Raw genomic sequence first — 14,914 nt, 5'->3', positions numbered from 1 at the left:
AAACAGCTAGCAATGACTCTTGGCACGGGCAATGTCTCCTGCGGGCGAAGATTGTCCCGGGGCGGCACCCTCCTGAAAGGCGAGGGGGCTCAGAAGCGAAACGCCACGCTCAGCATGGGGCCCTTCAGTGTCAGCCTTTGCACCAGGTCGTCGTCTCCAAGCTGATAGGTCAGGTAGCGGTAGGTCAGTTGCACATCTCCCCACTTGGCCGCATACGCCGCACCTGCGGAGGCCTGCAACGTATATGTGGAGGAGCCGGTACCGACATCGAAGTAGTAGGGCAGGTACCACCTGTCGGAGTCGCCAAGGCGGATGCGCCCGCGCACACCGATGATGGCGTCGACGATATTCGCCGTCTGCGACACGCTTCCTTCTCTTGCCAGCGTCGCACCTTGTCCCGTGAACGTGGCGGACAGTGTCCAGTTCGCGCTCGCACTCAGGTTCAGGTACCGAAGCCCGCCGAGTGGTTCGATCGTGCCCCATGGCACACGCAGCGCCGTATAGGCAGCGGCAAGTCCGAACAGGCCGCCGGTCAGGCTGCTGCCTGCTCCGGTTTCCACGTTGCGCGGTATGCCAACCGTGGCACCATTCCCGGCGCCGACCGCATTGACGTTGGTCTGCTGGTGACTGAAATCCAGATAGGCTGCGTCGGCAAGGATCGTCCAGTTCCCCTTGCTGGCCTCGGCCTGCAACATGAGTAGGAACTGCAGGTTCTGGAGATAGCTGTCCGGCCCCGTGCCCACGTCGAGTCTGCCACCTCCGGTCGACGACGATCCGGAGAATCTCAGGGCTCCGCTCACGTTGGGTAACCAGAGGTATGGACCAATCGCGAATCGCCACCCGTTCGCATCCGGCGCTTCGGCGTTAGCCGAGCTGGCCGCGATCGCAAGGACGATCGTGACACCCAGACGATTCCAGCCGCGCTTCGCGGGCCGGCGCTTGCCATATTTCGCGTCGAGCCGGCCGCCGTGTTGCGTGTTTCCCATCCTTTACGCCTCCCCTTTTTAGTGGAGCCGACAGCCACGCCGATCCACACGAAACACAGATGGCCCGCGTCAGTCGCTTGACCACGGATCCATGTCTGTCCGTCCAGGTGATGCCTCCGGTGTACCACAGGTCGATCGGTCGCTTGTGCCGTTTCTTGATCTGTCTCACTCGTCTCGCGATGACAACGCTGCGTTTTCGGTAAGTCACATTCAGCCGGATTCGCCATATGACCTTAGGACAGGGATTCCTCGAATGCAACCGGGCCGTCACGCAGTTGCGGCGTGCAGCACCAAGCCACTAAAGGAGCCGACGCATCGCGCATCGCAGCAGGAAGCGCTCGTCGGAGGACGACGTTTGTTTTCCCGCACGACGCGGCGATCAGCGCAGCGATTCGTTGCATATGGACCCAATAGGCGAACCGTTCGCCATTGCCGGCCTGTGGCGCGCCTGGCCGGACGGCGCGGTCTCGTTCACAATGCCAACCGTCAGCGCCGACAACCACCCGCTCCTGAAGCGCTTTCACGCGCCAGGCAAAGAGAAGCGCGGCATTGTGATCCTGCCGCGGGATGATTGGGAGGACTGGCTGGCCTGCCGGGATCCCGAGCGCGCTCGTACGTTTCTGCGACTGCTGCCCGCGGACCGAATGGCAGCCGAGCCCGCGCCAATCGAACGGTGCGCCGTTACATCGCCGGTTGCGAAAGATCCGCTGTTACCCCAGATGGGGTAGTGCAATTGTCTGCAAATTATCGAGATAATTCAGAGGTCGTGAGTTTACCGCTGCCCACGGCTGCCCACGGCTGCGCTGGCTCGCCTTGCGCTGGCATTTTGCCCCCGCACCCGTGGCAAGAGTCGACTAACATATCACGTTATGATGCAATTCTTGGCGGGCTGAGAACCAACGATACACACCGAGGCGAATTGCTGGCTCACACCTGCAAGCTGCGAACTCAACTCTCTTCAGGCATGATCATCGTGACGTCAGAGCTTAAGTCCCTAGCGGGAAGCCATGTGGCTACACCAGAACATCACGCGCCATTGAAGTGGATCGATAGTGCCGACATGCGTACCCGCTGGGATCAAAATCGGACCAGCATTCGCGAGGCTGTAGATCGGAGCCGGACGGCTGTGACGACTAGCATCGTTTTGCTCAAGGAGATCGGCCAGTTCGGCCCCAAGCAATGGTAGCGGTCCCGGGCGAGCGGGCCTCGCTGCGACCGCTACTTGTCGACCAGGTGACAGCCGACGTGACACCGTCCGGTTGTCGGACGGCGTCCGATACCGGCGCGCGGGCGTAGCGCGTACAGGCTGTCAGCATAAGCTGCTGATCCACTGTCGCGACGGCCAGATCCGCGATTCGGTCACGACCCGCGCGACATCCAGGGATGATGCCGTGACCAGCCGGCTCTCGCATTTCCGGCTGGACGGTAGGCGACAGCCTGGGCAGAGTGACCAGCCCCACATAATCCGAAGCATGAAGGTCGCGGAGCGGACCGGTCACCTGAATGACTGTATGACCGCGAGAGCGAACGGCCGAGAATGGCTTCAGGCAACCAAGAGGGGGGATCGGTCGGCGCTACTCGACCATGACAGCCATTCGCACTCCATTCTGCGGACGGCCGAAGTTTGGGCCGAGACGGCCGTCGAAGTTGCCCTTCCACAGCTTGATGGTGATGCGGAACCTACGCACCGCTGAAGCGGCTGACCTTGTCGGTCGGCAGTGCAGCACGTATCGGGGCTTCCTCGTCTTCCCTCCCTGCATCGCGGCACTGTGATCTATGCTGGTTGCATCAGATGACCTGCCGGAGTCCGAGATGGCGAATCTGCGCTGGCTGGCAACCCTGCTCATGGCTCTGGCCATCGCGGTGACCGGGTGCAGCAATGGCGGCAGTGGTGGCGGGAACGGTGGTGGCACTACCAATGCTTTGGTGCCTCCAGCCGGTCTGGTCGAGCGCGATGAATCGCCGATCTACGCTGTAGGCATTCCAATTGTCCCGGACACGGTGAGCAACAGCGGGGGCGCCATCACCCAATGCACGGTATCTCCGCCGCTTCCTCCGGGCCTGAGCCTCGATCCGCAGACCTGTACGATCAGCGGCACGCCTACCGGCAGCATCCATGCCACGGTCTACACGGTCACCGCGAGCAACGCCGCGGGCAGCACCACCACCCGGGTCGAAATCGAGATCAAGGACGTTCCGATTGCGCCGGACGGCCTGGACTACCTGGACCGGTCGGTCATTTACCCGGCCAATGTCCCGATCACGCCCAACACGCCGATCAGCACGGGGGGCGAGATCACGCAATACAGTGTGTCCCCGGCGCTGCCGGCCGGCCTTGCCATTGACCCGCAGACCGGCATCATTACTGGTACCCCCACGGCAGTGACAGCATCGGCCGTCTATACGGTGACCGGCACCAACAGCGTGGACAGCGTCCAGGCCCTGCTGACCATCGAAGTGGCTGCGGTGGCCGTGCCGCCGGTCGACCTCGTCTATGTGGATCCGCGACCCGAATACATTGTCGGCGTGCCGATTACGTATAACGAGCCCACCTACTCCGGCGGCGAAGTCACCCAGTTTTCGGTATCCCCTGCCTTGCCGGCAGGATTGAGCCTCAACACGCAGACCGGGGTCATTAGCGGCACTCCGACGACCGAACTAGCCCAGACGACGTTTTTCGTTACCGCCATCAATAGTGCAGGGAGCGTCACCGCGCAGATCACTCTGACAGTGGCCACTGCCCAAGTCGGTAGTTGGCAACCGGCCGATGCCATGAATCTGGGGCGCTTCCGGCATACGGCCACGCTGTTGCCCGACGGGCGAGTCCTGGTGGCGGCAGGTAACAGGAAGCAGGCGACTTCCTCGGCCGAGTTGTTTGATCCTTCCACGAACGGCTGGACACGAACCGGCGGCCTTGCGCGGAGCCGGCAAGCGCACTCTGCCACGCTTCTGCACGACGGACGAGTCCTGGTGGCGGGGGGATTCGGCACCGGCGGAGGGAACGCGCTGCCCTCGGCGGAACTCTTTGACCCGGTCGCGGGTAGCTGGTCACAGACCGACAGCCTGGGCCAGCAGCGTGACAGCCACACCGCCACGCTGTTGCGAGACGGCCGCGTGCTGGTGGCAGGCGGCGAGGGCCAGGGAGGCAGTACGGGCGCACTGGCGTCGGCCGAACTCTACGATCCAGCCACGGGCACCTGGTCGCCGACTGGCAATCTCGGCCAGGCGCGCAAGCAACACACCGCTACCTTGCTGCCGGATGGCAGGGTCCTGGTAGCCGGCGGAGAAGATGCCGGCGGCGGCGCGCTGGCCTCGGCCGAACTATATGACCCAGCCACGGGCACGTGGTCGCCGACCGGCAGCATGAGCCAGGCCCGCAACGCTTATGCCGCCGCGAAACTTACCGACGGCAGGGTGCTCGCAGTCGGGGGATTCGATGGCACGCATGCGCTCGCGACCGCGGAACTCTACGATCCAGCGGCAGGTACGTGGTCAACGACAGGCAGCTTGCGGCAGGCGCGTGACTTCCATACCGCCACGCTACTGACCAGCGGGCGAGTGCTGGTGGCTGGCGGTACCGGCGGCAGCGACTTGTTTGTGAGCGAGTTGTACGATCTCACGACCGGAAGCTGGTCCCAGGTCGGCAGTCTTGAGCAAATGCGCGAGCAACACACCGCAACATTGCTGGCAGACGGCAGGGTTCTCGTCGCAGGTGGCATTGGGCGCGGGATATTGTCCTACGCCGAATTGTTCCACTAGCTTGGGGCACCACGGTCCGCTTATGAGTAGCTCGGCCATCCGAGGCCGTGCCTTCGGGTGACTCAAATTGGCCGGCAAGAGCTCGATTGCCCAAGCGCTCGGAAAACTCCGTGGCGACGGGCTGTAGCCGACCCACTGCGGTCACTGGATCATGCGACCTGCAGTCTTGCCAACGCAGTTTGCTAGGTAAAGCGGTCGACTGAATGGCACGGTCAGGGCGACATTGAACGTCGCTTCATGGCGGAACCGCCATACGATGCCCAGTGGATTGATTTGTATGCGCATGTGTACCGACCGCGTCGGACCGACACTCAGGGCGCACTCAAAGGCTCTGGTCCCGAACTACTCTGGTAGGGGCCATAGTGTTTCACGGATATGCACGATTGCCAACCTTTGCACTCGCTTTCGCGGGAGGAGTACGTCAGGTCGGTACAGGCCAACAGGCCGTCGCCCACAGGTGTCGCACGCCAGCTTAACCGCTGGCCTTAATGTCTTGAGCGCTTGCTCCCGCGCGGCGTGCCGCTCCTGCAGCAGGCGATACGCGGTGTAGTACTTGAAGATGTTGCGAACATAGGTGGTGGTTTCGATGCCGATCTCCTCGGCCACCACGATCTCCACGTTATTGAACCACTTATCGGGATTCAGGCCGCGCTCTTCCGCTTCAGCGCGCATCTTCGCGATGTTGCCCGGGCCGGCGTTGTAGCTCGCGAAGGCAAACAACGGCCGGTGGGCATCGGAGAAGTGCGCGCCTGGGAAATACCGTGTCATCAGCAAGTCCATGTACTTGGCGCCGGCATGAATGTTGTGTGTCGTGACGCGAATATCGCCGACATTGAGCTCCTTGCCGGTAGCGGGCATGATCTGCATGATGCCAATGGCGCCCACATGGCTGCGGGCGTTCTGGTTCAGCCGTGACTCCTGGAAGCCCTGCGCGGCGAGCATCAGCGGGTCAAAATGATAGTCCTTGCCATACTGCTCGAAGATGCGCAAGGTCTGCTCAAATCGCTTGTATTCGGCGCGCTTTGTATTGTTGGTAATCTGATTGATGCGACGCATGTACTGCTTGAGCCGGTATTCGGCGATGCCAAGCTTCTTCATGTAATTGACATCGAAATTATCGAGCGCCTGGCGAAGCAATGGACTGTTCTTCCGGAATGCCCATCCTGTGTAGCCTTCGTTGCGCAACACCAGGTCGTAGCGCACGCTGACATGAGGCAGGATCTGCGCCCACATCTTTGCTTTCCAATCGTCTACCACCACAATGGACAACAGGCCGGCATTCGCCATTTCCATCGCGTCCTCGTCCTCCACTTCGTCTGGTAGAAGCACCAGTCTTACCGGCGCCTTGCCCGTACGGCGCAGGCTATTGTTGAGTGCGATCAGACTTTCGTAGTAGCTGCTGGACTTGCGCACATGGACCGTCTTGCCGGCGAGATCATTCAGGTGCTTCAGCGCTGGCGCCTGGAGTCCGGTCACTACCACTTCGCGAACCGGCCTTTGGTGACGCGGGGCGGCAAAGTCGACCAATTTCAGCCGCTCCTCCGTTTCGGTCAGGTTGCCCGCCGCAATGTCACCCAGGCCGGCCTCCACGTCTGGAAGGAGGCGGTCACGCGTGGTGGGAATGATATAGATGGTGAGCGGCCGGTTGCCGAGGCGCTTGGCGTAGGTCTTGTTCAGGTAGCGCTCAAAATCGCGCACCAGCTCCGCGGTCAGTCCGCGCTCATGACCTTGGTCACTGAAGTAAAGGGTGCGGCTGTACGGTACCAACACACGGATGGTGCGACGCTCGAGCATCGCGTCGAAGTCCCCTTTCGCCGGCTTGTTGACGAGCTTAAGCTGCCGCGTGGTTGTCTCGTTGGCTGCGCGGGGCCGCGCAGCGGCAGAACTTGCCGGAGTCGAGTCGGAGGCAGGCTTCTGCTGCGCCACAGCAACCGGCGCCCGGGACGCTAGCGCCCCAAGTAGGGCAACTAGGACAAAGCCTGCCAGGGAAGCGCGCAGCCGAGGGACCCGCATGAGTGGACACCCGCGTGTCAAATGCGCGTGTGCGTATTTAGTCTAGTCACGGTCAGCGGCGCCACAAGGCTCGCTTGGGGGAACTGCGGGAAGGCGCGGAAAGCGTTGCGCGTGCGGTTTCGTCCCATGAGCAGGCGCAGTCCATAGCTCCAGCGTCACCTACAAAGAAGCGCTGTCGAGAAGTGGCTCTTGATCTCCACCGTCTCTTGCCTCGAAGTTGGGTGCGCCCGATGGACAGCTATTGAATTGACGGCTTTGGGTGCCGTAGGGCCGATCCAGCCAATAATCCCTGACGCGGCCCTCATCGGCCGACTCTTGCCGACCCCTGAAGCGCCCTTCTGGCACGCAGAAAATCGGCGGCGGCTCCCGGTCCGAAGCGGCCGCATGAACGTCACGGTGGCGGCTCGTCGAAGGCGCATTCCTCGTGGGCTAACTACTTTAAGGTAGGAAAGGTCAGTCGCGCATGCCGTGTACTCGACCACTACTGCGCTGAACCCTTAGGTCGTTTGGCAACGAACAGGTCGACACAAAGTTCGCCACGATGGCGTCGCGGCACCAGAGCTTTCAGGTTTTGCGCCGGGCGCGCTGCGCTATCTGCAGCTTCGGTGCCGCGTTTGAGGCACTTTGGTCGGGCTCATCGATAGCGCACCAGGCCTCGGGCGTGGACAGCTACCTCGGGTGGTACCACGAAGAAATGAAAATCTTGCGGATTGAGTGAGAGGGCCGGAGACTCCAGACGCGCAGCAATGCCGGCATCAGGAGACCAGTTGCCGTTCGCCATGGTCGCCGTCAGAACCATCGAATCGACCCGCGCATAAAGCGCGGTGGCAGGATATACCGTGGCCGCGTTGGGCAATGGGCGACGAGGTGCTTTTTCAGTGAAGGACATGGCGCTTTTCGACGCTATGGCATGCAGTACGCAAGCAGCATAGATGCCGCACGGCCATCGTGAAAGGTTGTTACGTGGGAACGGCGACAATACCCGAAAGCGGAAGATTCGAGTGAGCGGATGTTCAGCACGCCATTGATCATCTCGGGCGGATCGCCTTGGAGGGCGATTTGGAGTCCGGCGAACCCTCGCCTAAGAATTCATTTCAGAGCTAAGACTCCGCACTGAAGCGCCAGCGCAGCATTACAGTGCCGAGCGCGCCGCCAACTGTCGCACACAGAGACAAAAGTGAACTTCCGACGCTCGTTGCCTTCACAGATCGCCGTGCGGTGAATTGGCTCATGCTGTAGGGATACCCGACTTCTTGCGCGCCGTCCACCGGTTAACCAAGGCAAAGAGCATCTGCGCGGTAATCCTTTGCCAGTTTTCTCGGCTTGGCCGGAGTCGGTCAACGCACCGTCATAGACCAACAGTGCGGGGTAGCGAACAAAGTCGCTCCGTGGCGCATCCAATGCGGACCGGTGCGGGGACTACACTTCAACCCATTTGGTGCAGTGAGCTGCGAAGGCACATCGTTCCTACAGTGTCCTCCGGCAGCGCCGTGGGCGCTTCTTGCTTTTTCCATCAGGGATTACCTCCTGGATGCACTCGTTATGCTACCGAGTGATGTCGAACCTAGTACCGGATGGGACCTTGACCCGGGATGTCGATGGAAAAAAGCCTTTTGGAAACTAGTAGTCCTGCATGGCACAGCATGCTCGCGCGCTGTCGTCATGACTGTCACCATACTCCAGGTTGGTATGCAGCAGCGGAGCGCATCGAACACGGTACCGCTGCTGCCGTGCGCGTCACCAACGGCCCCCACAAATTGGTGGCGCCGCTGATACGTCGGCCGCTCGCTTCCGGCAGATGGGACGCCACCACGGCCTATGGCTACGGCGGCCCATTAGTGAGTCAAGAAGCACCATCCGGTTTTGTCGATGAGGCATTGAGCGCGGCCCTGGCGCTATTGCGCGAGCACGGTTGCGTGTCCTGGTTCATCCGCCTCCATCCGCTGCTCAATACCGATTGGGAAAGCCACCTCGGACGGACCATAGAACATGGCCTGACCGTGTCGATTTGCCTAACCAAGAGCGGCGAGCGACTGTGGCAGGAAACTCAGTCGCGCCACAGGCACGACATCACTCACGCGCGACGCGCAGGCGTAACCGTACAGCTAGTCCGCGACTTTGAGGCGCTACCGCGATTCATTGATCTGTATAAACAGACCATGATGCGCGTAAACGCCTTGTCCTACTACTTTTTCGACGAAACTTACTATCAGACGCTTGTCCGCATCATGGGCAAGGACCTGCTCCTGTTCGTGGCTCAACAGGAGGGCTGCGTTATCGGAGCAGCGCTGTTCACGTTAGCCCGCCCCACCGGCATTATCCAGTACCAGATGCGCGGCTGGGACTGGGAGTACCGCCACTGGCAACCAACCAAGATACTGATCCATGCCGCGCGCGAGTGGGGCCGTACGAACAATATGCGCTACCTGCACCTCGGCGGCGGGCTGGGCGCGGCAAGGCAAATGACTCCCTTCAGGAATTCAAGCGCGGCTTCTCGCCTGATACGCACGTGTACAGGACCCAACGGCTGGTTGTCGATCTTGACCACTACTTGAAGCTATCCAGAGAGGTCGACCCCCTATTCGACGAACCGAACGCCTATTTTCCGGCATACCGGCGTCCCGGCGCGCGCTTCAGCCTGGAGCGGGAGGACCCGAAATGAAGCTGACATTTCGCGAACACCGCGCTTGCATGTCCATGGCGGCCTGCTAGCGTAGAAGGACTGCATAGATCTTTACCTGCGCGGCAGGCCATCCGCCCGTCGCCATAGCGCGGTGCAACGCAATCCGCCCATGATGTGATCCACGATGCCGATCTCCGAGGCCGTTCACTCTCACGCCGATGACGTGCCCATTGTGGCGGTGGGTGCGTCCGCCGGCGGTATTGCTGCCTTGCAGCGGCTGCTCACCTCGCTGACGGGCGAGATTCCCTATGCAATGGTTGTGCTGCAGCACTTGCCGCCTGCTCCTTCGAACCGGTTTGCTGACCTGCTTCGCAAATGGACAGCGTTGCCCGTACTGGATGCGAAGGAGGGGGTACGTCCGCAGGCGGGTCATATCTATGTGCCGTCACCGGACAGCATTCTCACGCTGGAGGCGGGGGCTTTCCGCACCCGGCCGGCCGCGGGCGGCGCAAGGCGTCCCGGAATCGATACGATCGATGCGTTCTTGGAAAGCCTTGCAGCTCGGGTTGGCCCGCGCGCCGTCGCGGTGGTGCTGTCGGGAACGGGGATGGATGGGACGGCCGGCGCGGTGAGCATCCGCCAGGCCGGCGGTGTTGTCATTGTTCAAGATCCGCTGACTGCGGAGCATGACGGCATGCCGACCTCGGTGATTCAGCGCGGTATCCACGACCATGTACTGTCGGTAAGTGCAATCGGGCGACAACTGCGCGCCTGCTTTGACGGGGGCTATACCAGATCGGAAGCGTCCCAACACTGGGAGTCCACCGTTTCAGAAACGCTTGAGCGCATCTTGTCCCGGATCCGCCACGAGGCTGGCTTCGATCTCAGCGGCTATAGGCCATCACCTTTGCTATGGCGAATTCAGCAGCGCATGGATGTGCGGCACGTCCGTTCATTTGAGGACTACGCGTGGCTGGTCGAGGATGAACCCGTCGAGCTCGAAGCGTTGGTGCGCGGCCTGCCAATTCATGTCACTGAATTCTTTCGTGACCCCGATGCGTGGACCGCCTTCAAGACCGAGGTCCTGGAACCGTTGACGCGTGAGAACAACGGCAAACCGCTGCGCATTTGGACTCCCGCTTGTGCGACTGGCGAAGAGGCATACTCGGTGGCAATGCTTCTGGAGGAAATTGCCCAGGAGACCGGGCGCGGCGTCGATTATCAGATCTTCGCGACGGATGCCGCACCTGAGGCGGTGGCACGAGCGAGTCGGGGCAGTTACAGGGCTGAACGACTTTCCACAATGGATCCGAAGCGGCTGTCACGCTACTTCTATACGGTGGACGGCCACTGTCGCATCAAACGTTTCCTGCGCGAACGAATGGTATTCGCGGTACAGGACGTCATATCGGACCCTCCGATCTCGTCGGTAGAGGTGGTGACCTGCCGCAATCTTTTGATTTATCTGGAGCCCGACACCGCCAGGAAGGTGCTCCGCACGCTCAACAGTGCCTTGTGTATGGGCGGATCCCTGTTCCTGGGAGCGAGCGAAGCTTATGCAATAGATAAAACTGGCTTCGCAGCCGTCTCGAGAAGGTGGAATATTCACAGGAAAGTCGCGAGTTCCGGAGAGCTCGAACGTGACTCCGCCCCTAGCAGGAGGACTGTTCAGGCCTCGGCAGTTCGTACTGCAGCGGAACGCAGCCATGTTCCCGCAGTGCTAATTGACGAGGAATGTAATCTTCTTCGATTGTATGGCGATACGTCGGGCATTCTCAAGCTTCCTGCCGGGGAGCCAACGCTCAATCTTCTTCGGCTTGTCGACCGTACCTGGGCCGGCGAGCTCAGGGCGGCAATCAGGCAGGCGCTTGGCTCGGCCCAAGCGTGCGCTTTCGACTGCAGTGAGGCGTGCGAAGGCCAGACTGTGCACGTTGCCGTAAAAGTAACGCCGCTGGAACCCGCAACCGATGGAAACCTCAACCGGATGCTCGTGTCGTTCGACACCCACGATGGTCTCGGTGAGGATCCGGTCCCGACGGACCTTAGCGACGCAGGGGTTCGCGAAGACCATCGGCCATGGACGGATTGGGAGGAGGATCTGCGCGTCTCGCGCGAAGAGCTGGATGCCTCGCGTGAAGAACTGCAGGCGCTCAACGAAGAACTCAAGGCTGCGAACGCCGACCTGAATGCGAGCAACCACGAACTCGGCGAAGCCAACGTCGATCTCAAAGAGAAGATCGCTGAGATCAAGATGCAAAGCGAAGTGTTGTCTTCTGGTGTGGTCATGACCATATTTCTGGACAGCGATCAGAAGATACGATGGTTCACGCCGGCGCTCTCGCAGGTTTTTCCCATCAGGGTGGAAGATATCGGGCGAAGCATCTCCGATCTGGTTCCTGCTTTTCACGATCCGCTTTTTGCGGCGGATATACGGGCCGTGCTGGCTTCCGGCACTCAAAGCGATGCGGTCGTCAGTCGCAGCGAAGATCGCTGGCTTTTGCGGCGCATCTATCCGCATCGCTCTTCCGAAGGTGTGATGCTCGGCGTGGCCATTACATTTGCCGACGCGACAGACCGAACACGATCCGAGCATGGCCTTCAGCGAAGCAAGATCTGGCTCTCTGCCCAAAAGGAAGCCTTCCAGTCGGCCATGAACGGCGACTCAGTGCAGACGTCGCTGGGCTTCCTGATTCAAAGCTTGCTGGATCAAGCCGAGGACGATCGGCGATGCGCGTTCTACATCGCTCGGGGTAAGACGTTGCACCATGTAGCGGGCATGTCCGATGAATATGCGAAATGCGTGAACGGATTCGCCGTCTCGCCGGAATCGCTGGCGTGCGGTCTTGCGGTAGCCACCGGCAAGCCCGTAATTACCCCGGACGTGCTGACGGAACCCAAGTGGCAGTCTTGGACCTGGCTGGCGGTCCAGTTCCACTACCGCGCGTGCTGGTCATTCCCCGTGGAGACCTGCGCAGGCAATCTCGTCGGATCATTGGCGATGTACTTTGAACAGCCGTGCGAGCCCACGGGGCTGGACATCGAGTTGGCAGCAGCCTTCACTCACACCGCAGGCATCATCATCTCGCGGCATAATCAAATGGAGCACTCCGCCTTGTGATTCAATGCAGAACGCTTTCAACTCGATGACTCTGACGGCTCGCCTGGCAGCAGTGGGTCCGCCAGAGACGGTCGCAATTTAGGGGCAGCGCTCTGCTGGTCGGCAACATTGACTTCCTCGACCATGATCGCGTAGCTTGCTAGGTCCCATTGGAGCGTCTGCCTTTCCGAACCGCCATCGAGAGGTGACACGGTTATTTCAACACCGCCGTTTCCTATTTCACAGTCCAGGAAGACGCCACAGTAGCCATCTCGCAGGACCAGAATGCGTCGTCCGGGATATTGTTGTCGCAGGTAATGGACCTTCTCGGCAAGTGCGATGAGCATGCGGTGACCCTTGGGCATTGCTCCCTCCAGACGAGCGAGCAAACTGGAGCGAAAAGTCGATTCTAGCTGCCGTGGGCCAGCCGCATATCCTCGAAGGGAGGGGAAGACCACCATATAGATGGTGGGTTGGATTTCAAAACCTAGTCCGCGCAAATGTCCGGGCAAGCATTCGAAGATAGCATGTCACCACCCCATGGCGACGTAGCCTCAGATACCAGTCGCTGCAACTGAGTGTCTCAATGTCTGCGGGGAAAGTTAGTAGCGCGCAGCGCTTCGTGCGCTCTCCCGGGACCAAGTGATAGGGCGTTTCTGGGGGTACAACGGACATCCGAACGACTGGCGAAGGGAGCGACCGACCGGCTCTTTATGGCCGAACTCCGCCGTCGGCTCATCGTTTTAGGGCCGACGGCGGTCATCGGCGGCTGCTGACCCACTACAGTCACTGGACCATGCGTTTCGCCAACGGCAGTTTCCTGGTGCGAAGCGGTCGTCTGAATGGCACGGTCGGGGCGACATCGCACGTCGCTTCCTGGCCGAACCCGGCCGTCGGATCTTCGGCCTCTTCCGGGAATCGGCGGGGAACCGAATTCGCCCCACGCGCTGATTCCCGCTACTGGTGTGAGGAACCGGAATTCTCCGGTGCGTGGCATGTCATTGAACGTGCATTGCTTTTTCGCGTATGACGGAGCGTTGACATGGTATTAGCCCGATGGTGGTGTGGGGATTGTTCGAACAATGAAATCTGAAAGGCCTTGACCACCTCCGCAGCTTTGTCGGACAGCGCCCGATACCGACGTGGACCAAGCGCGCACAGGCTGTCAGCATCAGCATGCAGGAGACAGCCATGCCAGGGAAGAACATCCATGTCGTGCCGACGCGGCGTCTTGTCGTGCCCGTCGTGCTTGGCGCATTGGCTGGGCTGGCAGGAGCTGCCGGCGACGCGCGCGCGGACGTCGCCGCGGGCCAGTCCAAGGCACAGGTCTGCTTCGCCTGCCACGGACCGCAAGGCAACTCTACCAACCCCGCCTATCCGGTGCTGGCCGGCCAGACGGCACGGTACCTCTACCTGCAGTTGCGCGACTTCAAGGAAAAGCGGCGCAGCGACCCGGCCATGTCACCGATGGCGGCGCCGTTGTCGCGCGAAGACATGCAGGATCTGGCGGACTACTTCGCGGCGCAGAAGCCGCTGCCCTCGAGCTACAAGGTCGAAGCCGCGCGCGTGGATGCCGGAGGCAAAAAGGCTGACGAAGTGCTTTGCATGACGTGCCACTTGGGCGGTTTCTCCGGGCAGAACGAGATCCCCCGCGTCGCCGGCCAAAAGTACGCGTACATCGTCAAGCAGCTCGAGGATTTCCGTGCGAAGCGGCGCGCCAACGATGCCGGCAACATGACCAGCGTGTCACGCAACCTTACCGACGATGACATCAAGAACCTGGCCAGCTACATCACCAACCTGAACTGAGCCGCCGCCTGGAAAGGCCGCACGCATCAAGCCAGAAGTACCACTTGTTTGGCCGACCGCGGCCATGGATGGCAGTCGCAATTGGGACGTCGTAAAAGGCGGCTGCCATGCACAGCATTATCGCAAGTGCGACGGAAGTAATGCTTGAGTCGCAAGGATGGATGGCGGCGAAGGCAAGCGTGCGATCCGAAGCGACACGATGACAACCGCTGCCGCGGACAGACCGCAGGCGTGGAAGCGGTCGAAGCGGAATTGGCGAGAGCCGCAAATGCGTAGGTGCGGCTTTACACGGCAATTTTCCTCATTGACCTTTCGAGAACAGACTCGCCGTGGCTGGCCCTCCAGTGTTCTCGTGAACTTTGCGATGTGAAACGACGTGGCATAACCCTTGCGATGTCATGACGAGCGTGGGCCATTCTCACGCTGAACACCTTTCACAGGAGACCATCATGAAGAAGGACAAGAAGGCGGACAAAAAGTCCAGCGATCGTGCTTCGGCGTCGGGTAAGAAGTCGAAGAGCGGAAAGAAGGCAAAGAGCGAGACAACGGCTGGTAAGGAAGACCGTGCAGATCGGGGCAAGAAGCAGCGGAAAAGTTCCCGCTAATTACTTCCGACGTATCGGGTAG

The 14,914-nt window shown here is 60.8% G+C and carries 10 protein-coding genes; 6 read left to right on the top strand and 4 right to left on the bottom strand.

The features are described from left to right. Positions 1–89: 89 nt before the first annotated feature. The gene (locus AC3FKG_RS11655; protein WP_488743154.1) at positions 90–986 is read right to left on the bottom strand and encodes a hypothetical protein; all 897 of its coding nucleotides are present in this window, start codon (positions 984–986) and stop codon (positions 90–92) included. 401 nt (positions 987–1,387) lie between these two features. Between AC3FKG_RS11655 and AC3FKG_RS11650 the strand changes: the two genes are divergently transcribed. Together AC3FKG_RS11650 and AC3FKG_RS11645 are read left to right on the top strand one after the other, a co-directional pair. Next, the gene (locus AC3FKG_RS11650; RefSeq protein WP_488743224.1) at positions 1,388–1,714 is read left to right on the top strand and encodes an SOS response-associated peptidase family protein; all 327 of its coding nucleotides are present in this window, start codon (positions 1,388–1,390) and stop codon (positions 1,712–1,714) included. Between the two features lie 1,084 nt (positions 1,715–2,798). Next, the gene (locus AC3FKG_RS11645) at positions 2,799–4,745 is read left to right on the top strand and encodes a putative Ig domain-containing protein (protein WP_488743153.1); all 1,947 of its coding nucleotides are present in this window, start codon (positions 2,799–2,801) and stop codon (positions 4,743–4,745) included. 342 nt (positions 4,746–5,087) lie between these two features. On the opposite strand, the gene AC3FKG_RS11640 is transcribed toward AC3FKG_RS11645, so the two are convergent. Both AC3FKG_RS11640 and AC3FKG_RS11635 read right to left on the bottom strand, forming a co-directional pair. After that, the gene (locus AC3FKG_RS11640) at positions 5,088–6,758 is read right to left on the bottom strand and encodes an MltF family protein (protein WP_488743152.1); all 1,671 of its coding nucleotides are present in this window, start codon (positions 6,756–6,758) and stop codon (positions 5,088–5,090) included. Between the two features lie 634 nt (positions 6,759–7,392). Continuing rightward, entirely contained in the window at positions 7,393–7,647 is a 255-nt protein-coding gene (locus AC3FKG_RS11635) for a hypothetical protein (protein ID WP_488743151.1), read from the bottom strand. A gap of 709 nt (positions 7,648–8,356) precedes the next feature. On the opposite strand from AC3FKG_RS11635, the gene AC3FKG_RS11630 reads away from it, so the two are divergent. After that, positions 8,357–9,313, top strand: a complete 957-nt coding sequence (locus AC3FKG_RS11630) for a GNAT family N-acetyltransferase (protein WP_488743150.1) — start codon at positions 8,357–8,359, stop codon at positions 9,311–9,313. 252 nt (positions 9,314–9,565) lie between these two features. Continuing rightward, positions 9,566–12,499 carry a chemotaxis protein CheB gene (locus AC3FKG_RS11625; protein ID WP_488743149.1) on the top strand — a complete coding sequence of 978 codons (2,934 nt, stop codon included), beginning with the start codon at positions 9,566–9,568 and terminating at the stop codon, positions 12,497–12,499. Between the two features lie 17 nt (positions 12,500–12,516). On the opposite strand, the gene AC3FKG_RS11620 is transcribed toward AC3FKG_RS11625, so the two are convergent. Beyond that, positions 12,517–12,843: a hypothetical protein gene (locus AC3FKG_RS11620; RefSeq protein WP_488743148.1), complete on the bottom strand. Its 327-nt coding sequence runs from the start codon at positions 12,841–12,843 to the stop codon at positions 12,517–12,519. 826 nt (positions 12,844–13,669) lie between these two features. On the opposite strand from AC3FKG_RS11620, the gene AC3FKG_RS11615 reads away from it, so the two are divergent. After that, positions 13,670–14,287 carry a c-type cytochrome gene (locus tag AC3FKG_RS11615; protein WP_488743147.1) on the top strand — a complete coding sequence of 206 codons (618 nt, stop codon included), beginning with the start codon at positions 13,670–13,672 and terminating at the stop codon, positions 14,285–14,287. A 449-nt stretch (positions 14,288–14,736) separates the two neighbouring features. Further along, positions 14,737–14,892 carry a hypothetical protein gene (locus AC3FKG_RS11610; RefSeq protein ID WP_488743146.1) on the top strand — a complete coding sequence of 52 codons (156 nt, stop codon included), beginning with the start codon at positions 14,737–14,739 and terminating at the stop codon, positions 14,890–14,892. Positions 14,893–14,914: the final 22 nt, after the last annotated feature.

The sequence above is a fragment of the Cupriavidus sp. 22TCCZM04-2 genome (assembly GCF_057798895.1).
This window is presented reverse-complemented; position numbering and strand designations above follow the sequence as displayed.